At 47.9% G+C, this 22,067-nt stretch carries 29 protein-coding genes and 1 pseudogene; 3 read left to right on the forward strand and 27 right to left on the reverse strand.

What is annotated here, in order from left to right:
* Window positions 1–60: 60 nt before the first annotated feature.
* From VV089_RS11935 to VV089_RS11970, 8 genes are all read right to left on the reverse strand, one after another.
* Window positions 61–1,683: a recombinase family protein gene (locus VV089_RS11935; protein ID WP_334336010.1), complete on the reverse strand. Its 1,623-nt coding sequence runs from the start codon at window positions 1,681–1,683 to the stop codon at window positions 61–63.
* Window positions 1,684–1,816: 133 nt separating this feature from the next.
* On the reverse strand, window positions 1,817–2,008 hold the full coding sequence (locus tag VV089_RS11940) for a transposon-encoded TnpW family protein (protein WP_334336011.1): 192 nt from the start codon (window positions 2,006–2,008) through the stop codon (window positions 1,817–1,819).
* Window positions 2,005–2,859 (reverse strand): ATP-binding protein, encoded by an 855-nt coding sequence (locus VV089_RS11945; protein ID WP_334336012.1) that lies wholly within the window; start codon window positions 2,857–2,859, stop codon window positions 2,005–2,007. The genes VV089_RS11940 and VV089_RS11945 overlap by 4 nt, the downstream gene beginning before the upstream one ends.
* 63 nt (window positions 2,860–2,922) lie before the next feature.
* Window positions 2,923–3,687 carry a phage replisome organizer N-terminal domain-containing protein gene (locus VV089_RS11950; protein ID WP_016227618.1) on the reverse strand — a complete coding sequence of 255 codons (765 nt, stop codon included), beginning with the start codon at window positions 3,685–3,687 and terminating at the stop codon, window positions 2,923–2,925.
* Between the two features lie 114 nt (window positions 3,688–3,801).
* Window positions 3,802–4,188: a cysteine-rich VLP domain-containing protein gene (locus VV089_RS11955; protein ID WP_016227617.1), complete on the reverse strand. Its 387-nt coding sequence runs from the start codon at window positions 4,186–4,188 to the stop codon at window positions 3,802–3,804.
* 4 nt (window positions 4,189–4,192) lie between these two features.
* A complete protein-coding gene (locus VV089_RS11960) occupies window positions 4,193–4,714 on the reverse strand; it encodes a DUF5720 family protein (RefSeq protein ID WP_334336013.1) in 522 nt (173 codons plus the stop codon).
* A 25-nt stretch (window positions 4,715–4,739) separates the two neighbouring features.
* On the reverse strand, window positions 4,740–6,371 hold the full coding sequence (locus VV089_RS11965) for a relaxase/mobilization nuclease domain-containing protein (protein WP_016283896.1): 1,632 nt from the start codon (window positions 6,369–6,371) through the stop codon (window positions 4,740–4,742).
* Window positions 6,343–6,738: a plasmid mobilization protein gene (locus VV089_RS11970; protein ID WP_016283895.1), complete on the reverse strand. Its 396-nt coding sequence runs from the start codon at window positions 6,736–6,738 to the stop codon at window positions 6,343–6,345. Before VV089_RS11970 ends, VV089_RS11965 begins: the two co-directional genes overlap by 29 nt.
* 127 nt (window positions 6,739–6,865) lie before the next feature.
* Between VV089_RS11970 and VV089_RS11975 the strand changes: the two genes are divergently transcribed.
* Window positions 6,866–7,288, forward strand: a complete 423-nt coding sequence (locus VV089_RS11975; RefSeq protein ID WP_125129105.1) for a hypothetical protein — start codon at window positions 6,866–6,868, stop codon at window positions 7,286–7,288.
* 45 nt (window positions 7,289–7,333) lie between these two features.
* Here VV089_RS11975 and VV089_RS11980 read toward each other — a convergent pair whose 3' ends face one another.
* The 4 genes from VV089_RS11980 to VV089_RS11995 all read right to left on the reverse strand — a co-directional run bounded on the left by VV089_RS11980 (window position 7,334) and on the right by VV089_RS11995 (window position 9,444).
* Window positions 7,334–7,738 carry a winged helix-turn-helix domain-containing protein gene (locus VV089_RS11980; RefSeq protein WP_016289765.1) on the reverse strand — a complete coding sequence of 135 codons (405 nt, stop codon included), beginning with the start codon at window positions 7,736–7,738 and terminating at the stop codon, window positions 7,334–7,336.
* Between the two features lie 30 nt (window positions 7,739–7,768).
* Entirely contained in the window at window positions 7,769–7,981 is a 213-nt protein-coding gene (locus tag VV089_RS11985; protein WP_016289764.1) for a helix-turn-helix domain-containing protein, read from the reverse strand.
* Entirely contained in the window at window positions 7,968–8,411 is a 444-nt protein-coding gene (locus tag VV089_RS11990) for an RNA polymerase sigma factor (RefSeq protein WP_016292401.1), read from the reverse strand. Before VV089_RS11990 ends, VV089_RS11985 begins: the two co-directional genes overlap by 14 nt.
* Before the next feature lie 136 nt (window positions 8,412–8,547).
* Window positions 8,548–9,444, reverse strand: a complete 897-nt coding sequence (locus VV089_RS11995) for a cation transporter (protein WP_016289762.1) — start codon at window positions 9,442–9,444, stop codon at window positions 8,548–8,550.
* Window positions 9,445–9,604: 160 nt separating this feature from the next.
* Between VV089_RS11995 and VV089_RS12000 the strand changes: the two genes are divergently transcribed.
* Window positions 9,605–10,162 carry a TetR/AcrR family transcriptional regulator gene (locus tag VV089_RS12000; protein ID WP_016292402.1) on the forward strand — a complete coding sequence of 186 codons (558 nt, stop codon included), beginning with the start codon at window positions 9,605–9,607 and terminating at the stop codon, window positions 10,160–10,162.
* A 275-nt stretch (window positions 10,163–10,437) separates the two neighbouring features.
* On the opposite strand, the gene VV089_RS12005 is transcribed toward VV089_RS12000, so the two are convergent.
* The 11 genes and pseudogenes from VV089_RS12005 to VV089_RS12055 form a co-directional block, all read right to left on the reverse strand.
* The gene (locus tag VV089_RS12005; protein WP_442891526.1) at window positions 10,438–10,578 is read right to left on the reverse strand and encodes a Maff2 family mobile element protein; all 141 of its coding nucleotides are present in this window, start codon (window positions 10,576–10,578) and stop codon (window positions 10,438–10,440) included.
* A 108-nt stretch (window positions 10,579–10,686) separates the two neighbouring features.
* Window positions 10,687–11,559 (reverse strand): annotated as a pseudogene (locus tag VV089_RS12010) (VirD4-like conjugal transfer protein, CD1115 family); the annotation flags it as partial.
* A 118-nt stretch (window positions 11,560–11,677) separates the two neighbouring features.
* Window positions 11,678–14,023 (reverse strand): SIR2 family protein, encoded by a 2,346-nt coding sequence (locus VV089_RS12015; protein WP_334336014.1) that lies wholly within the window; start codon window positions 14,021–14,023, stop codon window positions 11,678–11,680.
* A 130-nt stretch (window positions 14,024–14,153) separates the two neighbouring features.
* Window positions 14,154–14,957, reverse strand: coding sequence for a PD-(D/E)XK nuclease family transposase (locus VV089_RS12020; protein WP_334336257.1), 804 nt, complete (start codon window positions 14,955–14,957; stop codon window positions 14,154–14,156).
* Window positions 14,958–15,071: 114 nt separating this feature from the next.
* Entirely contained in the window at window positions 15,072–15,254 is a 183-nt protein-coding gene (locus tag VV089_RS12025) for a transposon-encoded TnpW family protein (RefSeq protein WP_016289088.1), read from the reverse strand.
* A gap of 30 nt (window positions 15,255–15,284) precedes the next feature.
* Window positions 15,285–16,142: an ATP-binding protein gene (locus tag VV089_RS12030; RefSeq protein ID WP_016289087.1), complete on the reverse strand. Its 858-nt coding sequence runs from the start codon at window positions 16,140–16,142 to the stop codon at window positions 15,285–15,287.
* Complete coding sequence (locus VV089_RS12035; protein WP_334336015.1) at window positions 16,139–16,891, reverse strand: phage replisome organizer N-terminal domain-containing protein; 753 nt, start codon at window positions 16,889–16,891, stop codon at window positions 16,139–16,141. The genes VV089_RS12030 and VV089_RS12035 overlap by 4 nt, the downstream gene beginning before the upstream one ends.
* Window positions 16,892–17,013: 122 nt before the next feature.
* Window positions 17,014–17,412 (reverse strand): cysteine-rich VLP domain-containing protein, encoded by a 399-nt coding sequence (locus VV089_RS12040; RefSeq protein ID WP_334336016.1) that lies wholly within the window; start codon window positions 17,410–17,412, stop codon window positions 17,014–17,016.
* On the reverse strand, window positions 17,393–17,563 hold the full coding sequence (locus VV089_RS12045) for a hypothetical protein (RefSeq protein ID WP_016307058.1): 171 nt from the start codon (window positions 17,561–17,563) through the stop codon (window positions 17,393–17,395). Before VV089_RS12045 ends, VV089_RS12040 begins: the two co-directional genes overlap by 20 nt.
* A complete protein-coding gene (gene mobQ, locus VV089_RS12050) occupies window positions 17,560–19,221 on the reverse strand; it encodes a MobQ family relaxase (RefSeq protein ID WP_334336017.1) in 1,662 nt (553 codons plus the stop codon). Before mobQ ends, VV089_RS12045 begins: the two co-directional genes overlap by 4 nt.
* Window positions 19,187–19,474 (reverse strand): DUF3847 domain-containing protein, encoded by a 288-nt coding sequence (locus VV089_RS12055; RefSeq protein ID WP_334336018.1) that lies wholly within the window; start codon window positions 19,472–19,474, stop codon window positions 19,187–19,189. Before VV089_RS12055 ends, mobQ begins: the two co-directional genes overlap by 35 nt.
* A gap of 234 nt (window positions 19,475–19,708) precedes the next feature.
* On the opposite strand from VV089_RS12055, the gene VV089_RS12060 reads away from it, so the two are divergent.
* Entirely contained in the window at window positions 19,709–19,921 is a 213-nt protein-coding gene (locus VV089_RS12060) for a helix-turn-helix domain-containing protein (protein ID WP_016220459.1), read from the forward strand.
* 47 nt (window positions 19,922–19,968) lie between these two features.
* Here the strand turns inward: VV089_RS12060 and VV089_RS12065 are convergent, their stop codons facing one another.
* The 4 genes from VV089_RS12065 to VV089_RS12080 form a co-directional block, all read right to left on the reverse strand.
* Window positions 19,969–20,502 carry a DUF5720 family protein gene (locus tag VV089_RS12065; protein ID WP_121708538.1) on the reverse strand — a complete coding sequence of 178 codons (534 nt, stop codon included), beginning with the start codon at window positions 20,500–20,502 and terminating at the stop codon, window positions 19,969–19,971.
* Between the two features lie 5 nt (window positions 20,503–20,507).
* Complete coding sequence (locus VV089_RS12070; protein WP_334336019.1) at window positions 20,508–20,966, reverse strand: sigma-70 family RNA polymerase sigma factor; 459 nt, start codon at window positions 20,964–20,966, stop codon at window positions 20,508–20,510.
* 10 nt (window positions 20,967–20,976) lie between these two features.
* Window positions 20,977–21,426: an RNA polymerase subunit sigma-24 gene (locus tag VV089_RS12075; RefSeq protein ID WP_334336020.1), complete on the reverse strand. Its 450-nt coding sequence runs from the start codon at window positions 21,424–21,426 to the stop codon at window positions 20,977–20,979.
* A gap of 123 nt (window positions 21,427–21,549) precedes the next feature.
* Window positions 21,550–21,945 (reverse strand): RNA polymerase sigma factor, encoded by a 396-nt coding sequence (locus VV089_RS12080; protein ID WP_016289805.1) that lies wholly within the window; start codon window positions 21,943–21,945, stop codon window positions 21,550–21,552.
* Between the last annotated feature and the right edge of the window lie 122 nt (window positions 21,946–22,067).

A 22,067-nucleotide genomic window follows, 5' to 3' on the forward strand; every position in this document is an offset into this window, starting at 1 on the left:
AAAAGAAGTGTAAAAAATTTTGCCGTTCCCTATCCGGCTGACTGCCGGACGGGTCGGGCTTTAGTCGGGCAATTCTACCTTGCCGACAAAAGAGTAATAGATTTCGATTTCCTGTCTGCGGAGCTTCCCCCGGCGTTTCCCGTCAAGGGCTTCCGATTCGTGGATTATGATTTTCTCCACAAACTCCCGCAACAGGGTAGGGGTGAGTTCCTCAAAGCTGGTGTACTTGCGTACCACTTTCATAAACTTTTCAGCGTTTGCCGTGGCTTCCAGCGTCTTGGAAAGCTCGCTCTGCAAGGCGGCGGCTTTCTCTTTCAGTTCCTTTTGCTCGGCTTCGTAGTCTGCCGAAAGCTCCGTGAAACGCTCGTCTGATATGCGCCCGGTCACGCTGTCCTCATACAGCCGCTTGAAGATAGCGGAAAGTTCCGCAATCCGTTTTTCTGCCGCTTCCAGCTCTTTCTTCTTGGCGGCGTTCCGGCGTTTGCTCCCGTCCTCGGTCTGCTCGGTCAACAGCTTCATAAACCGGGCTTCGTGCTTGGCTGCGTAGCTGGTGACTTTCCGTAAATTCTCGGTCACTCCGGCGGTCAACAGGTCGGTGCGGATAAAGTGCGCTGTACAGTCTGCCGTGCGCTTCTTGTAGCTGCCGCATATATAGCAGTCCTGCCGCCGTTTGTCCGTCTGATACCTCTGCTGGTACATGACGCTGCCGCAATCCGCACAAAACAGTATGCCGGAGAACAAGCCCACTTCATCATAGCGGTTGGGGCGTTTGCGCTGCTTGCGTAGCTCCTGCACACGCTCCCATGTGTCCTTGTCGATTATCTGCTCGTGGTGATTCTCAAAGATTGCCTGTTTGTCCTCGCTGTTGTAGATAATCTTGCTGCACTTGTAGGATTGGGTGGTGGTCTTGAAGTTCACAAGGCAGCCCGTGTATTCCCGGTTTTCAAGGATATGCACCACGGTGTTCGCCGCCCATTTGCACTCATAGCCGGGGTGGTAGCGGCGGGTTCTCCCTGTCCGGCGGTATTCCAGCGTTCCCGGCGTAGGGATTTCCTGTTCCGTAAGCATACGGGCTATCTTGGTCGGTCCGTTCCCGGCAAGGCAAAGGCTGTAAATCTGCTTTACCACGGGGGCGGCTTCTTCGTCAATGATGAAATTTTCGTCCTCGTCCATGAGGTAGCCATACACGGGCTTGCTTGTGACAGGCTTCCCACTCATGCCTTTTGAGCGTTTTACCGCCCGGATTTTCTTGCTCGTATCCCTCACCAGCCATTCGTTAAAAATATTTCGCAAAGGGGCAAAATCATTTTCGCCCTGTGCGCTGTCAACGCCGTCATTGATAGCAATAAAACGGACGTTTTTCTGTGGGAAAATCATTTCCGTGTACATTCCCACTTGTAAGTAGTTTCGCCCTAACCGTGACATATCCTTTACGATAACCGTTCCCACAAGCCCCGCTTCAATGTCGGCAAGCATGGACTGGAAGCCGGGTCTTTGGAAGTTTGCCCCGGAGAATCCGTCGTCCGTGTACCATTTGAGGTTGGAAAAGCCGTTCTGTTTTGCGTAGGCTTCCAGAATCCGCTTCTGGTTGCTTATGGAATTGGATTCCCCGGAAAGCTCGTCCTCGTGCGACAATCTCGGATAAAGGGCGGTAATGAGTTGTTGGGTGGTCTGTCTTGGCATAATGTCCTCCGTTTCCGACAGCCAGCCCCACTATTCCGTAGGTCTATTATACCATAGGGCGGGGCTTGCTGTACAGTCCTTTTTGCTACTTTATGTCGAAAAATATCACGTTTTTTTATCAAGGTTTATCGCATTATATAACGTGGGCGGCTCTTTCCCCGGCTGCGCTTTCGGCTTCCAGCACTTTCATCATCTTGTCGGCGGCGGTGGCGGTAGTGCCTTGCTTGAAGTAGCCGGAAACCACAAGGACGGTGTTCCCCCGGCGTACCTCGGTCACACAATCCGGGCGGCGGGTGGGGCGGTCTTTCTTCGTGGTGTCGGTCATAGGCAAATCTCCTTTCCGTTCAGCAGCTTTTTAAGGCGTTCTATTTTCTCCCGTGCTTTGGCTTTTCTGAAATTCTCCCCGGTAATGCGGACGGGGGTACACATTTCCGTAAGGCGGTCATATATCCGGGCGTGGGCGGTGTCCTCCGGGTTCTGCAATTCTTCCAGCGTCAAATTCGTTGTGACAATCAGCGGCTTTTGGCTGCGGTATCGGCTGTCAATCACGTTATAGACTTGCTCTAAACCGTATTCCGTGCCACGCTCCATGCCGAAATCGTCAAGGATAAGCAGGTGGAAGCTGCAAAGGCGGGCTATGTATTCGTTCCTGTCCTTGAAATTGGCGGCAAGGTCATTGAGGATAAGGGCAAAATTTGTCATGCAGACAGGCACTTCCAGTTTCATAAGGGCATTGGCGATACACCCGGCAAAAAAGCTCTTGCCCGTGCCGACATTCCCCCATAACAGCAGCCCGTGGTTCTCCGCTTTCATATGCCCCCATTGCTCCACATATTCACGGGCAAATTCCATTTGCGGGCATTTCCCGTTGTCATTGTCAAAATTCCATTCCCGCATAGCCGGGTCGGTGAAGCCTTTCCGTTTCAGCCGTTCAACCGTGTCAAAATGTCTGCGTATATCCTCGGCGGCTTGCTGTTCGTCAAGGATTTTCCGCTTGCAGTCACACGCCCGTGGGTGTCGGTCACGTCCGAAAAGGGTCTTGCCCTCCGGAAAGTAGGCTTCTTTGGGCTGGCGGCATTTCCCGCAGTATAAAAGCCCGTCCTCGCCTATGTAGTCCTCCGGCTCTGTTTCCTGTGCCGTGGCAAGCCGGAAAATAGCGTTATCATAATCACTCATAAAATCGTTCCTCCTTGTTCATGGTCTTTTACGCCCTGTTTACGGGGCGTTGTGTCTATGCGGTCAAAGGCTCTCGCCCTCTTTGTAGGAATAATCGGGGATTCCCTTTTTCGGCTTCCCCTTTGCCCTGTCATCAGCCGCCCAACGCCGGATAGTGGCGGCATGGTTCTTGTATTTCTTCCCGCTGGAAGCGATATAGCCGGATAGGCGGTCTATGTAATACTCCCATTTGCCGGGAAGTTCCTCTTGCAGCTCCGCAAGCTCTTTTTCTGACAGGAATACATTTTCATATCTGCCAAAAGGGGCGGGGGCTGTCTGTCCTGTTTTTATCTCTCCCTCTCTCTTTATCTCTAACTCTATATCTATCTCTTTCTCTATCTCTATCTCTGGTGGACAAATGTCCGCCCCATATGGTGGACGTTTGTCCGCCACGGCTTCCGGCAAGGCTTTCTGTTCCTGCAAAGCCCGCCTTGCCCGGCGTTTGCGCTCCCCCTCGGTAGAGGACTGACCGATTAAAAGCTCAATGTTGCTCATGTATAAAGCCCCGTTCTGCAACGGTTCTACAAGCCCCAGTTTCATAAAAATCTGCAAAGCCCTCTCCACTGTGCCGACTTGCTGGCGGGTGATTGTGGCTATCATCTGTGCGGTGTAGGGGATATTTTCGGCAAGCTGGAGCTTTCCCCCGTTTTTCAGTGATTTTAGGTACAGCTTCAAGAGAATGTTTGAGTAGAGCATACCGTCCTGCATACTTTCCAGCAGCACGATAGCGTCCTCGTCAAAATAGCTCTCTTTCAGCTTTAGGTAATAATATTTGCGGTTGTCTGCCATTCGTTCCTCCTTTGGTCTGTTCTGTGGCTTCTGTTACGCAATTAAAGCGGCTTTTGTGGGGGTAAAGGATAAATGTACCGCCTACCCGTTGAGGGCGGTCAAAAAAGCCTTGATTTACGGGGGTTTGGAATATCCTAAAGCGTGACATTTATCCCTCTGTTTCCGCTTGCGCTGTGTGGCTCTGATTCTTTTCATGCGTCCGGCGCAATCCGGGCAGTATTTCCCCCGGTTGGACTTAGGGAGAAAATACCCGCCGCACTCGGTACAGCGTTTCCTGTCTGCCCGGTGGAGCAGGGCGGCTTCCAGTTTCCCGTCCAGCGGCAGCACGGCGGCAATGAACCAGCGGCACAAGAGGGAATAGCTGATACTCTGTACACATACGCAAGGCTCGCCGTTATCCAGCAAGATACAGTTGCCGTTATCGTAGTTGCAGCACTCATGCACAAGCCGACACGCCGCCCGGTACTGGCGGTAGTCCATGTATGGTGTTTTTGCGCCCATGCCTTTAACGCTCCCTTTCCGGCTTCCTGTCCGGGTACAGCCTCCCGGCGGCTACGGCGGCATGGCTCTTTATCTTGATTTCTCCCCGCCCCTCGCTGGCTCTTGCGTTCTTATAGTCCTCATCAGAGAGGAAATAGCGGTGGCGTTCCCCCGGAAATCCCACGGGGCTGTCGCTGGTCTTTACGTCAAGGACAATCATGTGGCGGGTTTCGGGGAGAAAACGCTCCATGCCCGTCAAGTCATGCCCCTGCATTATCGGCTGTTTCGTCTGTGCCTTTGCTTCCGCAAGCCGCCGCCGGATAGAGTTTTCATGCCCCGCAAGGAAACGGGCTTTGTTGTCGGCTATGAACTGGCTGCACTCCGGCTCTGGTATCTTTTGCAGCTTTTCTATTGCGTTCTCCATGATTACCCTTGTCAAAAGGTCTTTAATCACGGGTACGGTTTCTTTCATGCCGCCTATGGTTTCCGCTTTGGTGGGTGCGGCGTACTGGTAAATCATTTCAAGCTCGCTGTTCATAAATCTCATTGTGCTACCTCCTGTGGCTGTTTTATTATCGCTCCTGTTCATGCTTTTTCTGCTGGCTCGGTGCGCCCCTCAAAATCTGCTCGATATTTCCCTTGATTGTCTGTAATTCCTTTGTTTTTTCCCGCTTCTCCCGGTACTCGTTGTAAAGCGTGTTCTTCTCCCGTGTAAGCTGCTCAATCTCCGCTTGTAATGTCTTGGACGCTGGCAGCTTGGAGATTCCCTGTGCCTTGAAATACCGGGCGGCAGATTCAGAAATGATAAACTCGCTTTCATGCTGCTCCCGGTAGGCTCTCCGGGCTTTCTCCGTTTTCTGCGCTTTAAGTCCGTCACGGGCTGGCTTGGTCTTGATGTACGCTAATAGCTGTTTCTGCAAGTCTTTTTTCTCCCGTAAAGTGCTTTCCACGGTTTTCAGTTCGGCGTGGACGCTGTTCAGTCCCGCACTGGCGGCGGTAAGGGCGGCTTCCAGTTCTTCCGGGGAAGAAAAGCCGGATTCCTCGTATACGCTCATGGTCGCCGCCATTTGCTTCAGATTGTGCAAAGTCGCCCACTTCTCGTAGCCTTTCCCCTTGCCCTCGGCTCTCTTGGCGGCTATGTCTACCATGCGCTGTACTCCGTCATTCTTCGGGGCATTTATAGCGGCTTTATTGCGCTGTAAACGGTCTTTTATGCTGCGGGGGTATTCCTCTTTGGGTGCGGGTGTTTCGGCGGCTCTGGCGGCGTTCTGCGTGTTTAGGGTGAGTGCTTCCAGTACGGCGGCACGGTCAAAATCATCACCCAATTTCCGGGCGGTGATTGGCTTTGTCCTGTCCGGCGTGAGATACGATAACCTCCCCCGGCTCTCCTTAACGGTCACGCCTTGCTGTAACAGCTTCCCGGAAAAGTCCTCAAAGGAAACAGCAGAGGACAGGGCGGTGCGGATCGTGCGCCGTAACTTCTCCTTGTCCGTTTCAAATTTCGTAAGTTTGGGCGGCTCTCCTGTGGCGGCAAGGGAAGCGTTCTCTTTATCCAGTGCGGCTTGTCCTTTCCGCTTCGCCCAATACTCACGCTCGGTAATGCGGTTCTTGCTCCCGTTCAGCAGGTCAATCTGATAGAGGTTTTCCCGGTGGCACATCTCCATGACTTCCGCTTTGAAATATTCCATAGCTGCGTCCGTACAGCGGTGCTTGCAGCCCTCCCTTGTGTCCGCTGGTCTTTCCATGTAGGGAAGCAGCGGCACTTCCGCAATCCGTAAAGAATTGATTACGATATGCACATGGATATTGCCGCTGTGGTTATGCCCGTCCGGGTGGGTGCATACAAGGGCTTGGTGTCCGGGGAAATGCTCTTTACAGAACTGCTCGCCTAACTGTTGCGCCCGGTCTACGGATAGCCCATTGTCGGCAGCGTCACGGGGGTCAAAACTGATAATGTAATGGTGGCTCTTTACGTCCTCCCGCTTTTGGTTCTTGCCGTATCGAAGATTGGAGCGCATACACGCTATGGCGAAATCTTCCCCGCCGCAATTAAGGGAAGCTATGCGGTAATCGTCACGGGGAAGAAGCCGCCCATTTTTATCAAGAGTGGGCTTCATAGTAAACTCGTCATGCTCAAAAGTTAGGTACTGTTCAGCCGCCCCATAGTCGGCATTTTTAGAGCTGATATGTTTGAACGTTGCCAACGGCTTCACCTACTTTCTGCAAGACTTCAAACTTCAAGGCGGCAAGCTCCGCTATGGCGGCTTGTACCTCTTTTGAGAGTGCGTTATAAGGTGCGCCGTACTCGTTCAGACAGCGGGCAATCTGATTCAAGTTGCCGCCGATTTTCCCGTACTCGGCGGTTAGCTTCCCAACGGCAGAGAGCAATTCATCATTGACCGGGGAAACGGTGATAACCGGGCGTATGCTTGACTTAATGAGGGCTTGCCGGATAAATTCGGCTTGGCTCATTTTGCAGAGGGTGACACGCTCGGCAAACTCGGCGTATTCTTCCTCGGTTAAGCGTGTCTTGATTACCCTATGGCGGTGGGGCGTGTTATATTTTTTCATGGCTGTGAACCTCCTTTCGTGGGTGGATTTTTTCAAGCGGCGCAAGCCGCAAAAAGGCGGGCTTGGGGTGGCAACCCCAACAAGATTCCCGCAGGACAAAATGAGCCGGTAGGCGAAATTTGGTACTGTGGTAGAATCTTGCTCTAAGAAAGTGGCGGCTTCCTCTGTGTGGGCTTTTGCTGATACCCCCGGCTTGCTCGGCGTGGATTCTGCCAATTATGCGGCGGTATTTCTCCCTCTATTACTTACTACGCACGGCAAGGCAAATCTGGCAAAGTTCCCCGGAATTTCTTTTCGTGTTTTCACAACAGCATTTGACAAAAACGGAAAACTGGAAGCCTTTTTTGGCTTGAAATCAGTTCCGTTTTGTAGTGATATACGGACAGTTTCAAAAAACGCCAAACTTTCCGGCAATTATTTTTCCCCTTATTACCTACTACGGGAAAAAAGGAAATTTAGGCAATGTTTTCAGAAAGTAGTTGAATTATTTTATTACGGTGCAAAATCCGGCTTGGTTTTGGGCGCAAAAAAACAGGAAACCTTTTCTTGATTTCCTGTCTTTGGCTGCCGCTGATGGGCGGCGGTTATTCTGTTATCATTCCCCGGAAGCAAACTTGTAGCCCACGCCTAAAACGGTTTTTATGTAAGTGGGCTTGCCGCTGTCCGGCTCTATCTTTTTCCGTAGATTGCATATCACATTTGACACGCTTGACTGGCAGCTTTCGCTTTCCATGCTCCACACGGCTTCAAAGATTTGCGCCTTTGTGAATACCCGCCCCGGACTGGCGGCAAGGTAGCAGAGTGCGCCGTACTCTAAACGGGTGAGGGGAATGTCTGTGCCGTTTTTTAATACTCGGCGTTGGTGCAATTTTATTTCCAATCCCGGAAAAGTAAGTGCCGGGGAGTGGGGCGGCTGCATGGCTTCCAGCGGTATCATATCCGCAAGGGCGGCTATGGCTTTCTCAACCGCTTTTTCTTCTGTGTCATTAAATATAAGCATGACTATTTTTGCGACAAATCTCACCTCCTGTTAGGTAGGCTGTCCGTCAAAGCGGAACTGGAACAGGGCAGCGATAAGCCGCCGTTTGATATTGTCCTCGGTGTCCTTGTTGACGTGTCCGTTTTCAAGGGAAGCAAGCCGGATTCGCTTGCTGTAATGCCGCAAAACCTCGTCAATGGCTTCCGGCTCGCCGCTGGTCGCCCGGACAATCGTTTCATACGGCACAAGTTTAGGATTCCTCACGGAAAAGCACCTCCATTTCTTTATGCAGCATTTGCAAGGCACTGTGTATGTGATGCCACGCCGTACTCCGGCAGCGTCCGTACATTTCCCCGATTTCCTGTTGTGTATAATCTCCGAAAAAGTAAAGGAAAATAATTTCCCGCTTTCTTTCCGGCAGAGATAACAGGGCGGCGGCAAGTTCCCCATTGGTGAGGATAACTGTCTGACCGCATATCGTAATGGGATATTCTTCATAGGGTGCTTCAAAATATTCGTCTGTCGTGCCTAAAGGGTAAAACTTTTCTTCTGTGAGGTATTCAAGGGATATTTCTTTTTGCCGCCGTCTGCTCCTGTCACGCCATGCGTTGAGTGCCGCAAAGCGTATGACGGTCTTGCAAAAGCCATTGAACGTATACATGATATGTTCCTTGTATGCTTCTGTGCAAGGCATAGATGATTCCCCCTTTCTCCCACATAGGGCGGTGCATGGTTTACGGTTGCTTGTTTATAATTCAAAGTAACAACAACTCTATGCGCAGGTCTTAACTCGTTTCGCTACTTTAATTATCTTCTCCCGGTATCACATTTTACCATTCACAAAAAACAATTTCAGCATTTTCGTAAATAGGACATATATCTTTCAAGATATTCCTTTTGACAGTTTGTATTTTTTTATAATCAATATTATTGGTAATATAAATGCAAACTTTTATGTGCATACCAATTTTATATATGTCACATTTTTGCAATGTCATAATACCGCTAAGATTCTTTTCTACAAATTGGAAAACTGTTCTTTTTAGTTCCTGATTCGTTGTCAACCCTCCTGACAATTCGCGGAAAGAAGATATGAAAACACTTATTGGTTCTTTTATTGCAGGCAAGACTATGATTGTCGTAATGAAAAAATCTCCAGTATAATGAAGAAAACCCAAACTTCCGTTAATATCTATCAGTTTTATCAAGAACGCAGACAGTGCTACGCCCAAAGATAATATGCCGTCGATAAAATTTCCTTTCGATTCTGTTGCTAAAAGTGTACTGGAATCATTAGTTTTACGGCTCTGGCTTCTGTTAAAAAAAGACAGCCCAAAACATATGATACACATAAGTATCTCATAAGGAATTACAGGTTCAATCATCAAAGGGGTTCCAACGCCATATGCAAAATACCCCCATGCTGCTTTTGCAGTACGAGCAACAGAAGAAAACAGCAGCACCAATGTTAATAAAGTTCTAAAAATAGAATATAATGGCTCTAAAAAATAAAGACCGTCCGGGTAATTCTTTGTCTTTTTATTACTAATTTTTGAAATTTCCAATGCTGCCAAACAAGAGCAGGAAGCAATCATTGAAAAGGAACAGTCTAAAAACAGAGCTTGAATATTTGTTATCGAAAAAATCCAAAACCCACCTATTGCCATTATTAAGTTTACAATGCAGCTTACTATCAGCGATTTGCGTTCAATTTGTTTTTGTGTCATGGTTACCTCCATTGCCTTGGAATTTTATAGTATTCAGATTGACATATCCGTACAACAAGCAGTATACTATAACATGTGTCGTTTTTCTATCTTCAATTTTATCTATAATTGTTGCCTAAACGACACTGCCGCTCGAAACTGTTGTTTAAAGGAGAAAACTATGAATAAACATGATAGGCGGGTCAAAAAGACAATAAAAGCATTACAGTCTGCTCTTGCTGACGCAATGCTTGATAAGGAACTTCAAAAAATTACAGTACAGGAATTAGTCAACAAGGCAGACATACATAGAGCTACTTTTTATTCGCACTACCATGATGTGTATGACTTATATGAGCAAATGGAACATGACGCTATATCTGAGTTCACTAAATTTATTAACGATAATCCAGCAGGTCATTACGAAAATATTTATAATTCCATTATTGATTATATTTATGAAAATCCTGCCCTAAGCCGTTTGCTTTTTTTCGGAAAGGGAATTGACCACAAATTTCAAGAGCATATGTATGACATCATCGAAGAAAAATATCTTGAAATATGGATGCAAGAAGAAAATATATCTTCCGTTTCAGAAGAAATGCTCTATATGGCGACATATCATATTCAAGGCTGCCTCTCAATAATCTCACTTTGGATTAAGAATAATTTTTCTACCCCAAAGGAAAAAATAATCCAGCTTATTTATTCTATTGACGCAAGTTGGAATATGCCATAAAAGAAATAATCTGTGTGGAGATAAAGAGGGATTCCGTAGTAGTCGGCACTGTGGGAATGTGCATAACTTGCTGTCTTATGGAGTTGTGGGAAAGTCCGTTTGCAGAATGTGGGAAAGCTGCACTTTAGCTTTTCCATGTTCTGTGAACGGACTTTTCCATGACGGAATAGCAAGTTATACACATTTCCACGGTGCTTGTCTTTTGGTCTTTAGTTCTTTTGTTCGGAATAGTGTGGTGCTGGCGGTCTATCTCTTGTTTTCGGTTGCTTGCTTCTTTACCGTACATGAGCATTGCTGGCCGGGTTGTCCGCCCCGTAGCCTTCCAGCAGGTTCACGATCCCCCACGCTCCCAGGCCGCAGCCGATAGCCATGACCAGTACCTTCAAAGTGTCGATTGCGCTTGCGAAAAATGCCATATGGTTTTCCTCCGTTTTGATGAATGATTGTGGGTTTTGGGTAACAAAAAGCCGCCCTTTCAGGCGGCAGCGTGCCCCGGGCCAAGTTGGCCCGAAGCCGTCTGTCAGTCAGACGGAACCGTCCTCGCTGTCCAGGTCCTCATAGTTGAGGATGTCAGCGTCCTCGTCGGAGGCGTCCGCCTCGTACACCGTGTATTCCTCCTGCGGCTTCAGTCTCAGTCGCCGGGAGATAAGGCGTTCCAGGCGGAAGGCGTTCCGTTTGCTGTCATGTTCCGCTGTATAGCGGTAGTTGGGGTGCTGCTTCAAGTCATACTTTGGCGAGAAGAACGGGGGCAGCCCCCTAAGCTGTAGCAGGCACCTGTCCCCGGGCATGGTGGTGATCTCGCTCGTGGTAAGGAGCTCCCGGCCCAGCCTCTGGGTGTTGAGCCCGTAGCTTTCCGACTGGCCCCTTGTGCGGCTGTCCGTCTGCATGGAGATGGTCGCCTTCCCCAGCCAGTTCTCGGAAATGTCTTTCAGGGTGGAGGCCTCCCGGCCCCCGAGGAACACAATGGAATCCATGTTCCCCATGATGGTCTCGGCGTTGTCCTTATAAAGCGCCTTGCACTGGCTCATGGCCTGGTAGAACAAAGTCAGGCTCACTTCCCTTGACCGGATGACGGCCACCAGCTTTTCCAGCCCCGGCACCTGCCCGGTGTTGGCCGCCTCGTCCCAGAGTACCCGTACATGGTGGGGCAGGCGGCCCCCGTACCTGCTGTCGGCCCGCTCGCACAGAAGGTTGAACATCTGCGAGAAGGCAAGGGCCACGATAAAGTTGTAGGTGGTGTCGGTGTCGCTGATAAGGAAGAAAAGGGCCGTCCTTTCATCCCCAAGGGTGTCCAGCCCCAGCTCGTCATAGCTCATAATCTCCCGAAGCTCCGCAACGTCGAAGGGTGCCAAACGTGCGCCACAGCTAATTAAAATGCTTTTCGCGGTCTTGCCAGTGACGTTTTGTAAAGGACTTTTTAATCATATTCACAGAAAATTTACAATTTAGGACAAAAAAAGAGCTGGGAACCTATTTTTTAGATTCCCAACCTATTGTTAGTTTTTAAAAGTGCTTTCATTTCTTCTCAAAGTATTTTAATAATTCATTACTTTTCTCTATGTCAGATGATTGCACAGAATATGATTTTACATATTTACAAGCCTCTGTAATTCTACGTTCACTCATTGTATTTTTCCCTACTGGTAGCTCCAAATTCAAATACGTAGGGTAACGGTGAAAATACTCTGAAAAAACAGCTTCATATGCTAAATAAACACTTTCCACATAATAACCCAATTTTTCTTTTTCCTGCTTATATTCAGCAATCGCACATGAAATTAAAGCAGTGGTAAGTGCTGCCTTTGTAGATAGAGCATCATCACCATCTATATAAGCTTTTTTTGCATAAGTATAAGCCTCTTCATAATTCTCAAGTCCATTTTGCGTTCTATATATACTCTTTGCACGTTGCAGCCAATAATGCAAATCATTTTCAAGTAATGATTGCAGATTTTCATAAATAGTATAAATAAGTATTTTTGAATTATCATTTCCAGAGAAAATCTGATTCAAAGTATCAAAAAGGATAACATCAATATATAAACGTCTACGTGAGTAATCTGATTTGTATTTCTTAACAATCGTAAAAATACTATCTGATATTTCTTTTATCTGAAATCGTTTCAGCAATTCTACTATTGCTATCTTACTATTATGAACCATTTTTGTTGTTGAGTGCCTAGTAACTTCATCTTCTGAAGTAGGAATCATTTCAACAAAAGGTGAAAGTTTTCTACACATATTTTCAATCTCTTGGCGGTTCAAATCAAGTGCTATCAAATCTGAATAGTATAATTTATCCAATGCACATAATGCTATAAGTACACTTCGTTCCTTTGACAATAATTTTAACATTTTAGCAGGTGCAAATGGTATATTAAGATTTTGGTCTTTTCTTAATACATATAAATAATCAATATTAGTTTGTCCATACTTTCTTCTAGCAAGCCCAAATGAATCTTGTGCTTTTTCGCTCATAGAAAGTTCATCACCATAGAATTGATTCTTTAATTCCACAACATTACAATTTAACTTTGTTAGAAGGTAATTATCATTAGAATTTATAGCAATTACTAAATAATTATTGTTTTCCTTTAACGCAATACTTGATTTTATTATTAATGCATACACATCAGGTGAAATAGAATTACTATCAAACAGAAATAGGCTATTCTTTTGGGATGATAATACTAATTCAACTACTTCTTCATCGGCAAATGATTCGGAAGGGAAATAGAAAACATCCCTTTTCTTATAATATTCTGCTAAACTACACAATACATACGTTTTACCACTAAAACGACGACCTTTTAACAGCACAAACGATGATGCGTTTAATTCACGTTGTATATTACGCAATGCATTCCGAAAAATATGCAATGCTCCTTTCAAAAAGACATTGGCTTCTGCGTTAAATATATTTGCATTTGAAATCAACTCTAAAGATTCTTTTTTTCCAGTTTTAATGGTGATTTCCGGATTTATATGTTTATATATTTTTTCTTTGTTTTCTGTTTGATATTCCTGATATGCCAACAAAAAGTCTGTATAAAAGTTCTCATAGTTTTCAACGAGTATTATTTCATTTATACCATGTTTCTTTAAATTGCGCTGTTCTTGTGAAGAGGGGATTTCATTTCGCAATACAATTCTGTATGCATCTTTTTGGCTACTTTTACTCTTATCATAAACAAATTGTAAATCTCTTTCTTCCTGTAAGCTACAACCAATAAATAGTAAATGCTCTTGTGCATAATCAGCAAGCAATGCTTTATAAATATCTGTATTATCTTCACTTGTTATCGCTTGCAAATACTGGCTTTGACTAAAAACTATATTATCTTGTATTTTGTCTATATATTTGCTTTCGTATTCTGCATCACCATGTAATTTATACAGTATTCTTTTAGATGTCTTTGGACGCCGAAATTTATGATAAGGTAATGTAGGATTAAAATCCGAGTTTTTCTCTATCCCATCATCTACATTAAGAGTATATGCATACGGCCAATTTATCTTTGTCAAAAAATCTACTTGGTGTTGAAACAAAACAACACCCGTATAAAAATTCTCAAAATATGTTGCACGCTCATCGCGAGATACATACTCAAAAAACAAATCTGAAATTTCAGAAAAATCCATTTCTTTAATCTCACATTCCCGTAATGGGCATGAGCCAGAATTTAATATCATGTCACACATATTTTCTGTAGCCCTTTTCCCATTAGGAACAATTCCATTGATAGATTGACATCCAGCAGTAAATCCTGCACCAAATACAGGAATGAGCTTTTTCTCTACTGCATATTTTACTAATTGCTTAATACCTTCTTCATATTCTATAATATCTATTTGGTTCATCTTGTACTCCATTCTATTTACAAAAAACAGTTGTAATATTAGTATCCCTTTTTATAATAATCTAAAAAAAGTTAATTCTTTTAAATTGAACCGGAAAACCATTTTTAGTTTCCCGGCTCTATAACTCTGCCTATGCGCTTCTATCAGCTTTCAGTTGTTTGACTTCCTCAAGAGAAAGCCCTGAAATATTAACGATTTCCTCTAAAGCATATTTGCCAGCCGCCAACATACGGAGCGCAACTTCTTTCATTCCCTCTTTCAATGTCTGATTCCTCATATCTTCCATAGCACGGCACATAATCTCGATTCCCTCCTTGCTCTCTTTGAAAAATCTCACCCTGTCCGCCAGTGTCCCATAGTACATATCCGCTGCGTCTGTGCAGGAGAAGTCATGCATTAACTTCCCGATTGGCGTATCGCTGCGGTAAGCGCCATTTACATACAGTATGTGCGAACCGTCCTCAAATCTTTCCCCGGTTCCTAAAAAGCACCGCTCAATCGGATAAAGCGGCAGCCCTTTTCCCATTACGTCATTCTCTGTGATAAAGATTACCCACGTTTCCGGCAGCTTGTCAAAGTCTTCGCCTTTCTTCAAAAGGTTTGCGTCCATCATGCTGCTGTTGTACCTTGCCCTTTTTCTCCCGGCTCCTTTGTCGGAGCGCTGTACCTCCACGTTCAGTTTTGCCCCTGTGCTGTCTGTAGCCAGAATATCCAACCTCACTGAACGGTTCAGCAGGTTCTCCACAAATACCTGGGTGCGGACGTCCAGCACCTTTAAATCCGGTTTTTCCAGAACAATCTGCAATACCAGTTCTATGCTTGCCGTATCTCCCTCAAAACACTTTGTGAGGAAATCATCATCAAGCAGGCGAAAGCCTCTTAGCCTCTGTAAATCTTCCTGATGTTTCTGGTCTATCTGTTCCGTCACTGTCAATCTTCCCACCTGCTTTCCTTCTGTTTTCGTATCTCCATACTACCATAAACCTCCTGATTTTACAAGCCGGGAGCCAGCGCATTTCTGATTCCCGGCCTGTTTCTATTATCGTTTTTACATCTGCTGTATCTCATTTTTCAGCATACGCTTGATTTTGTCGCTCATGGTTTCCCTGCTGGTCTTACTGAAATGAACCCTCACAATGTAGGTAGTCCGGCCAATCTTCTTCACCAGTGCGGGAGCGTCCTTAGCCGGTGTCGTGGTGGTAATGTCCTCTGTGATTTTCTCGCTGCCCATAAATTCTCCTTTACATACAATCAGGTTTTGTTATCCCTTACTCACAATCTCTTTCGCCGCCGCTTTGGTCGCCCTGGCTCCTTCCTCCCGGAAATTTTTACCGGAAAAAAGAATCGGAGCACACCGTTCCAGTATGCGGTCATAAATCCTTGCGTGGGCAAGGTCTGGCGGGTTCTTGATTTCTTCCAGTTTCAGGTTTGTTGTGACAATCAACGGCTTCTTACTCCGATATCGGCTGTCAATGACGGTGAACATTTGCTCCATGGCATACTCGGTACTGCGCTCCACTCCTAAATCATCAATGACAAGCAGGCTGTAATCGTCCAGGCTGGCGATAAAGGCCGCCCTGTCCTCGGCAAACACGCCGGTCAGCCGGTTCAGGATAGACGGGAAATTTGTCATCAGAACCGGCACGTCTCGGTCAAGCAGGGCATTGGCGATACAGCCGGCAAAAAAGGATTTCCCGGTTCCCACGTCACCAAAAAGCAGAAGGCCGGCATTGTCCCGGTATGCCTCCTTCCAATGCTCCACATAGGCGTGGGCTTTCTCCATGACGGGATTCTGGCCGTTATCATTGGCAAAAGTGTAATCATAAAGGTATCTGTCCTGAAGCCCCTGCGCCTTCCGGCGTTTGACACGCTCCATGTGTTCCTTCTGTTCCTCCATGGCTTTCCGTTCCTCCTGCGCCTTCTGCTGGCAGGGACAGAGGCAGCGGGGCATGAAATAGCCGGAGCCTCCGAACCTAGGCACGACAGTCTGGCGGCTGCCATGGCATTTCTTACAGTGGATAAGCCCGTCAGCCGGTTCTATGTATTCGTCCCCGGCAAGTTCCATATCCCCGGCTGCCCGGTCAATGGCTGCCCGGACTTCTGCGGTAATCTCTATCATATGGTTTCTCCTTCCTCCACGCTGTAATCCCGGTTCCGGGCAGGCGGTTCCTCTTTCTTTTTGTCGGCGTTCGCCCAGCGCCGGATTGTGGCTGCATGGTTTTTATATCCCTTTCCACTGGATTCCATATACTCGGACAGCCGCTCAATGTACTGTTCCCAGAGAGAGGGCAGTTCCGCTTGGAGTTCTGCCAGTTCTGCAGAAGATAGAAATACATTCCGGTATCTCCCATAGGCGTGTGTCTTATCCCCCTCTCTATTCTCTATACTCTTATCTCTAATCTCTTTATCTCTATACTCTAATATAGGCGGACATTTGTCCACCCGGCCATTGGACGGACAAATGTCCGCTTCCCCGGCAGGGAGCAGGTTCTGGCGTTTCAGCCTCATGCGCTCCTTTTTCTTCCTCTCCCCCTCGCTGGACGACTGGCCGATCAGCAGCTGGATGTCGCTCATGTAATAGGCTCCGTCCGTCAGTATCTCCACAAGCCCAAACTCCTGGAATATCTTCAAAGCCCGTTCCACCGTGCCTACCTGATGCCGGGTAAAGGTGGCTATGGTCTGCACCGTATGGGGCAGGCAGTCATTCAGCAGGAGTACGCCGCTGCTTTTCAGGGACATCAAATACATCTTGAGAAGGAGATTGGAGTACAGAAGGCCGTCCTGCATACTCTCCAGAATGACCATGGTTTCGCTGTTATAAAAATTCTCTTTCAGCTTGAGGTAATAAAATCGTCGGTTCTCTGTCATTTAGTTGCTCCTTTTGTTCTGAATAGCTTTTTTAAGCCTATGTACGCATTTTAATGGGGCTTTTGGGGTGTCAGTGATAAAAAGTATTGCCTCCCCTCCGACACGCTCCGAAAGCGCTTGATTTACAAGGCTTTTTCCACTCCTAAATGCGTAGAATCATGGTATCTTTTCCTTTGGCGTTCTGCCTCCTTCCTCCGGCGCACCCTGGCGGCACATTCCCTACAGTATTTCGCCCGGTTGGAGCCGGGCAGGAAAAGAGCGCCGCACTCGCTGCACCGCCTGCTTTCCAGCCGGTGGTAAAGGGCCGTTTCCAGCTGGTGGTCTAAAGGCAGCACCGCCGCACGGAACCAGCGGCAGAGCAGGGAGTGGGAAATGCTCTGGACACAGACGCACCCGTCCCCCTCGTCAAGCACCATACACTGGCCATTGTCATAGTTGCAGCACTCACGCACCAGCCGCCTCGCCCTGCGGTACTGCCGGTAGTCCATGGCCGGGATTCGCTCATGCCGCCTGTTTCCCATATCTCACCTTGCATCGGCATAAAGGCGGCTGCCCCTCCCTGAAAAGGAAAACCGGCTCCGGCACTTTCGCCCCCGTAGGCGCTGGCGGCGTGGGCGGCACGGGTATCTTTACGGTGATAGTGATTGTCATGGTGATAAACTGCTGTGTCATAATTCTTGTTCCTCCTTTCTGGCCGGTTCATTTTCCGTCCTGGCCAACTGCTCCGCTGTCTTTTTCAGGTTCTCCACCGCCTTGATGTCCTCCCTCATGGATTTCATTTTCTGGTACTGTACCGATTTCTCCGCTTTCAGGCGGTCGGCCTCGGCCTGCCATTTCTTCGGGGTGATTTCTTCGCCGGTGGTTTTCAGTTTTTCCAGATACCGGACGGCGGCCTCATATAACGCCAGTTCCGCACTGTGCTTCTGCTCAAACTGCTCCTTTTTCTTTCCCGGCTTCATCTTGTCAAGCTGGCGGCGGGTTCCTTTGTTCCTCTCGTATTTCTCCCACATGGAGAGATGTTCGCCCAGCACTTTGATACGCCGCTCGGCGGTGACAATCTTCCCACGAAGGGAATAGTAATCTTTGTTCATGGCGGCCACTTTTTCATAAAGCTGCTCCATGGAAGTAATGTGGTTGCCGTTCAGGAAATTGAACAGGGCGGCGCTTTCTTTCAGGTTCCTTATCTTCCCATACCGGGAGCCGGGTAATCCGGCTAACAGCTGCGTCTCGTAAAGCTGCGCTATGATACTGTCTTTTCCTTCCGGTTTCCCCGCCTGCTCCTTTGTCCATTTATAGAGCCGAGTAATCCGTGCTTTGATTTCCTTCAGTAGCTTATTGTCGGCAGCAATCTGGCGGTTGATATTTCCTTTCTCTGTGGCAATGCCTTTCCGCTCCATCTGGCTTGCGGCAACGCCCAGATGGATGGAAGGTATCTTGTCAATGCCCTGACGCTCGTAGGAGCGGTGGTCAATCCGTTCCGGCCTTCCCGCCGCCTCCAACGCTCTGTTGGCGTAAGCTGCCCAGGCAGCCCTCCACTTCTCTACATTTCCTTTGTCGTTCCAGTCGGTGGTGTCTTCCCGGTGGTTCTTCCAGCCGCCTTTGCCGTTGGGGATTCGCTGGCCGTTTTCGTCCAGTTCGTAGGCCTTCCGGCATTTCGCTCCCCACTGTCGGTTTTCCTTTAGCGGTCGGATGGTGAGCATGACATGGAAGTGGGGATTTCCGTCTTTCTTGTCATGGATAGAGAAATCCGCACACATACCGGCGGCGACAAAGGTATCGCTGATGAAAGAGCGGGCAAGCCGCAGCTGTTCCTCCCGGTTCAGTTCCACCGGCAGGGAAATCTCTATCTCACGGGCAAGCTGTGCGTCACGGGTCTTTTCAACCATCTCCACACTGTTCCAGAGAGTGCTGCGGTCTTGAAATTCCGGCGGGGCATGGGGTGGTAATATGATTTCAGAGTGGACTACGCCACGTTTCCGGGTGTAATCATGGGTAAGCCCGTCCCATTCGTTGGTCATTTTGGTTCCGCTCCGGTATGCGGCAACGCCCACGGCGGACTTTGCCTTGCTGCGCTTGATAATTTGGACGGGCATATGGAATATGGCTATGGCGGTTCGCCTCCTTTCGGGTGGGGATAGATTGGCTTCGCTGGAAAGGGCAGACGCAGAGCGGGTGTCCTTTCCGGCGGAGCGTACAAGGGGTTTGGGGAGTGTAGCTCCCCATTGCGTCCAAAGGACGCCACGCCCCCGGCAGGGCGCACGCACCGGAACGGTGTATAAGTGCGCCGTTGGATTTTTAAAGCTGCTGTAAATCCTGACTGTCAGATTCATTTTTCAGCAGCCACATGACTTCCGGCAGGCGGGAAATAGCAGATAAAAACGCCTTGACTTCTTCGCCGGTCATGGCGGCAGCGGCAGGGAAGATACTTTCCAGAACCGCCCCATGCTCAATCAGGCGGCGTGTCCTGGCTTTTCGTTCTGCGTCCGTTTTTCGATTCAGGAGAATCTTCTGTCTATTCTCCAACTGGCGGATTTCTGTCTTTACTTTTTCCTGCTGGGCTTTCAGCTTATCTATATCCGGCATTTGTAATCACCTCCTTTCAGATGGCAAAAAAAGACAGCCGTTTCCGGTTGCCTCATGTGATAAAATGTTCTGTTTTTACAATTCACAAGCAAACTAATTTCTTTCCCCACACACGGTCAATATTCTCTGATAATCGTTTTTATCTTTTCGATTTTGAATAAAAGAGGGAGTATACACGCACCATATGATTAAGGCTTACCGACAGTTAAAATACAAGGGAAGGGAGCTGACAGCATGATTAAATATGACCGGCTCTGGTCTACCCTTAAAGAGCGGGAGATTAGCCAGTACAGACTAATCAAGGATTTCGGCATAGATAAAGCACAGCTTCATCGGCTGCGGAAAAACATGGTTGTCAAAACCATGATTCTAAACAACCTGTGCCGGATTCTAAACTGCCGTATTGAGGACATCATGGAGTATGTACCAGACGAAGATACGGATTAAAGGGGCAATGCAGATTTGGATTTGCAGAGCCTCTTTTTTTATTGCCTTCACCGTTCCTGCGCCGGCGGTTTCTTATCCAGGTAGAGTTTCCCGGCCATGACAGCGGCATGGTTCCTGATTTTGATTTCTCCCCGCTTCTCACTGGCTCTGGCGTTTTTGTAGCCCTCATCAGAGAGGAAAAATCGGTATCGCTCTCCGGGGAATCCCACTGGGCTGTCACTGTTCAGAATATCCACCGTTACCATGTGCCTTGTTTCCGGCAGGAATCGCTCCATGCCTGCCAGGTCATGCCCCTGCAGAACCGGCTCCCCCTTCCTGGCTTTGGCTGCGGCAAGCCTCTGGCGGATAGAATTATCCCGTTTTTCGATAAAGGCTGCCCGGTTATCCGCAATAAACCGGCTGCACTCCGGCTCCGCCAGTTTTTCCAGTTTCCGTATAGTATTCTCGACAATCACTTTTGAGAGTAGATCGTCCTTCCTTTCCAGAACCGGCACAATCTCTTTCAGCCCGGCAAGGGTTTCTTCCTTCGTTGGTGCGGCATACTGGTAGAGCATTTCCAGTTCGCTTTTGGTAAAATTCATTTCCCTTATTCCCTCCACTTCTTTTTCTCAAAATAGTTCCGCATTCGCTTTAATCCGCTCTTAACGGTCTGCTGTACTACAGATACGCTCACGCCTTCCTCTGCGGCAATCTCAATCAGTTTTTTGCCAAGTATGTAGCGTGCGTGGATACGCCTTGCCTGTATGTCCGTCAGATTATCCATAGCTTCGGACAGATGTTCCAGTGTGGCAAGGAAAAGCTGTTCTTCCTCCTGTTCCAGTAGAATCTCCTCCGGGGATTTGGCGGTAAAATCAAAGGCACAGTTTTCAATCCCGTCCTCACAATCAAGGGAATAGTACGCCTTGTGATACCAGATTTTGCGGGAACGATTGTTTTCTTCCCTCTGCATAAGCAGCAAAGCCTCGGCCACCTCGTCCGATACCTCAATCATTGTGTCCGTGGCAAAAAGCGGGTAATAATATTTTTTCAGATTGATTGTCTGCATAGGCTGCACCTCATTCCGTCTGCTGGCGGCTGTAAAACTCACGCATACATTTCAGGCCACGGTGTACGGAACGGTTTACCACACTTTTGTCAACGCCTTCCTCTTTGGCAATTCGGGTAAAATCTAATCCCCTGATGTAATAGCCCTTAACACGTCTTGCCTGCATGGGAGTGATAATGGAGAGCGCCTCGTCCAGCATGGCAAGCAGCTTTTCATGGGCGGCCTGTTCCTCTTTCAACAGGATAATTTCTTCCGCTGACGGGCTGTGTTCCAGTGCGTACTTCTCCGTCCAGTCAAAAGCGTCCAGAGAGTAAAATGCCTTGTGGTAACGTGTCCGGCGGTCATAGTTGTACATCTCCCGGACAGACTGCACCATGGCCTCGGCCACTTCGTCCGATACCTCCACAAACACGTCCCCGGTGTAGTAGGGATAACAGTACCTTAGATTGATTGTTTTCATGACTGACCTCCTAAAATACAGAGAGGACAGGCAGCGGTTTCCTGCTTGTCCTCCCCGAAAATATGATAGGGAAAAAGTTCCCTTCACTGGTTAGCCCAAAATCGGTCAAGCGTAGGGTCTGTATCAGAAAAATTTTTTGATTTTCTTCCGTACCGCCTCAATGCTGTCCTGTATGGCAGCTTTGGAGCAGCGGCAAAGCCCGGCAATCTCGGCATAACTCAAACCGTCCAATGCGTAGAGCAGGAACCGGCGGCGCTGCGCCTCGGTACAGAGCGCAAGGGCGGCCTTAATCTCCAGCATGGTTTCTTTCCTGCATACCCACTGTTCCGGTGTCTGGTAGTAGCAGGAGCGCCCTTCGGTGAGGATTATGTACTCATCAAACTCCCGGCTGTCCCAGTGCCTCCGCTTTTCATGGGCAAGGTTTTCTTCCTTGTGGCCGGCTTTGTCCAGATACTCGTATACTTCGACTGTGACCTCCACGGACAGGGCTTGTCCGTCTATGTTGATGGTGACTTCCATCTTCCTTTCCTCCGTTCAGATTTTTTGCAAAGATTCCTGAACGGAGTGAGGCGGGGAACGGCAGTGGGGAGCATGTGCGCCTCCCAAGAAAACAAAAGCGCCCGGATGGTTAAATTCCATTC

The sequence above is a fragment of the Candidatus Merdisoma sp. JLR.KK011 genome, assembly GCF_036941125.1.
Lineage (GTDB): Bacteria > Bacillota > Clostridia > Lachnospirales > Lachnospiraceae > Laedolimicola.

Bases quoted from the DNA above. Each gene is read 5' to 3' on its own strand.
- VV089_RS11935 (WP_334336010.1), bottom strand. From the start codon at position 1,683: ATGCCAAGACAGACCACCCAACAACTCATTACCGCCCTTTATCCGAGA.
- VV089_RS11940 (WP_334336011.1), bottom strand. From the start codon at position 2,008: ATGACCGACACCACGAAGAAAGACCGCCCCACCCGCCGCCCGGATTGT.
- VV089_RS11945 (WP_334336012.1), bottom strand. From the start codon at position 2,859: ATGAGTGATTATGATAACGCTATTTTCCGGCTTGCCACGGCACAGGAA.
- VV089_RS11950 (WP_016227618.1), bottom strand. From the start codon at position 3,687: ATGGCAGACAACCGCAAATATTATTACCTAAAGCTGAAAGAGAGCTAT.
- VV089_RS11955 (WP_016227617.1), bottom strand. From the start codon at position 4,188: ATGGGCGCAAAAACACCATACATGGACTACCGCCAGTACCGGGCGGCG.
- VV089_RS11960 (WP_334336013.1), bottom strand. From the start codon at position 4,714: ATGAGATTTATGAACAGCGAGCTTGAAATGATTTACCAGTACGCCGCA.
- VV089_RS11970 (WP_016283895.1), bottom strand. From the start codon at position 6,738: ATGAAAAAATATAACACGCCCCACCGCCATAGGGTAATCAAGACACGC.
- VV089_RS11980 (WP_016289765.1), bottom strand. From the start codon at position 7,738: ATGCTTATATTTAATGACACAGAAGAAAAAGCGGTTGAGAAAGCCATA.
- VV089_RS11990 (WP_016292401.1), bottom strand. From the start codon at position 8,411: ATGCCTTGCACAGAAGCATACAAGGAACATATCATGTATACGTTCAAT.
- VV089_RS11995 (WP_016289762.1), bottom strand. From the start codon at position 9,444: ATGACACAAAAACAAATTGAACGCAAATCGCTGATAGTAAGCTGCATT.
- VV089_RS12000 (WP_016292402.1), top strand. From the start codon at position 9,605: ATGAATAAACATGATAGGCGGGTCAAAAAGACAATAAAAGCATTACAG.
- VV089_RS12005 (WP_442891526.1), bottom strand. From the start codon at position 10,578: ATGGCATTTTTCGCAAGCGCAATCGACACTTTGAAGGTACTGGTCATG.
- VV089_RS12015 (WP_334336014.1), bottom strand. From the start codon at position 14,023: ATGAACCAAATAGATATTATAGAATATGAAGAAGGTATTAAGCAATTA.
- VV089_RS12025 (WP_016289088.1), bottom strand. From the start codon at position 15,254: ATGGGCAGCGAGAAAATCACAGAGGACATTACCACCACGACACCGGCT.
- VV089_RS12030 (WP_016289087.1), bottom strand. From the start codon at position 16,142: ATGATAGAGATTACCGCAGAAGTCCGGGCAGCCATTGACCGGGCAGCC.
- VV089_RS12035 (WP_334336015.1), bottom strand. From the start codon at position 16,891: ATGACAGAGAACCGACGATTTTATTACCTCAAGCTGAAAGAGAATTTT.
- VV089_RS12040 (WP_334336016.1), bottom strand. From the start codon at position 17,412: ATGGGAAACAGGCGGCATGAGCGAATCCCGGCCATGGACTACCGGCAG.
- VV089_RS12045 (WP_016307058.1), bottom strand. From the start codon at position 17,563: ATGACACAGCAGTTTATCACCATGACAATCACTATCACCGTAAAGATA.
- mobQ (WP_334336017.1), bottom strand. From the start codon at position 19,221: ATGAATCTGACAGTCAGGATTTACAGCAGCTTTAAAAATCCAACGGCG.
- VV089_RS12055 (WP_334336018.1), bottom strand. From the start codon at position 19,474: ATGCCGGATATAGATAAGCTGAAAGCCCAGCAGGAAAAAGTAAAGACA.
- VV089_RS12060 (WP_016220459.1), top strand. From the start codon at position 19,709: ATGATTAAATATGACCGGCTCTGGTCTACCCTTAAAGAGCGGGAGATT.
- VV089_RS12065 (WP_121708538.1), bottom strand. From the start codon at position 20,502: ATGAATTTTACCAAAAGCGAACTGGAAATGCTCTACCAGTATGCCGCA.
- VV089_RS12070 (WP_334336019.1), bottom strand. From the start codon at position 20,966: ATGCAGACAATCAATCTGAAAAAATATTATTACCCGCTTTTTGCCACG.
- VV089_RS12075 (WP_334336020.1), bottom strand. From the start codon at position 21,426: ATGAAAACAATCAATCTAAGGTACTGTTATCCCTACTACACCGGGGAC.
- VV089_RS12080 (WP_016289805.1), bottom strand. From the start codon at position 21,945: ATGGAAGTCACCATCAACATAGACGGACAAGCCCTGTCCGTGGAGGTC.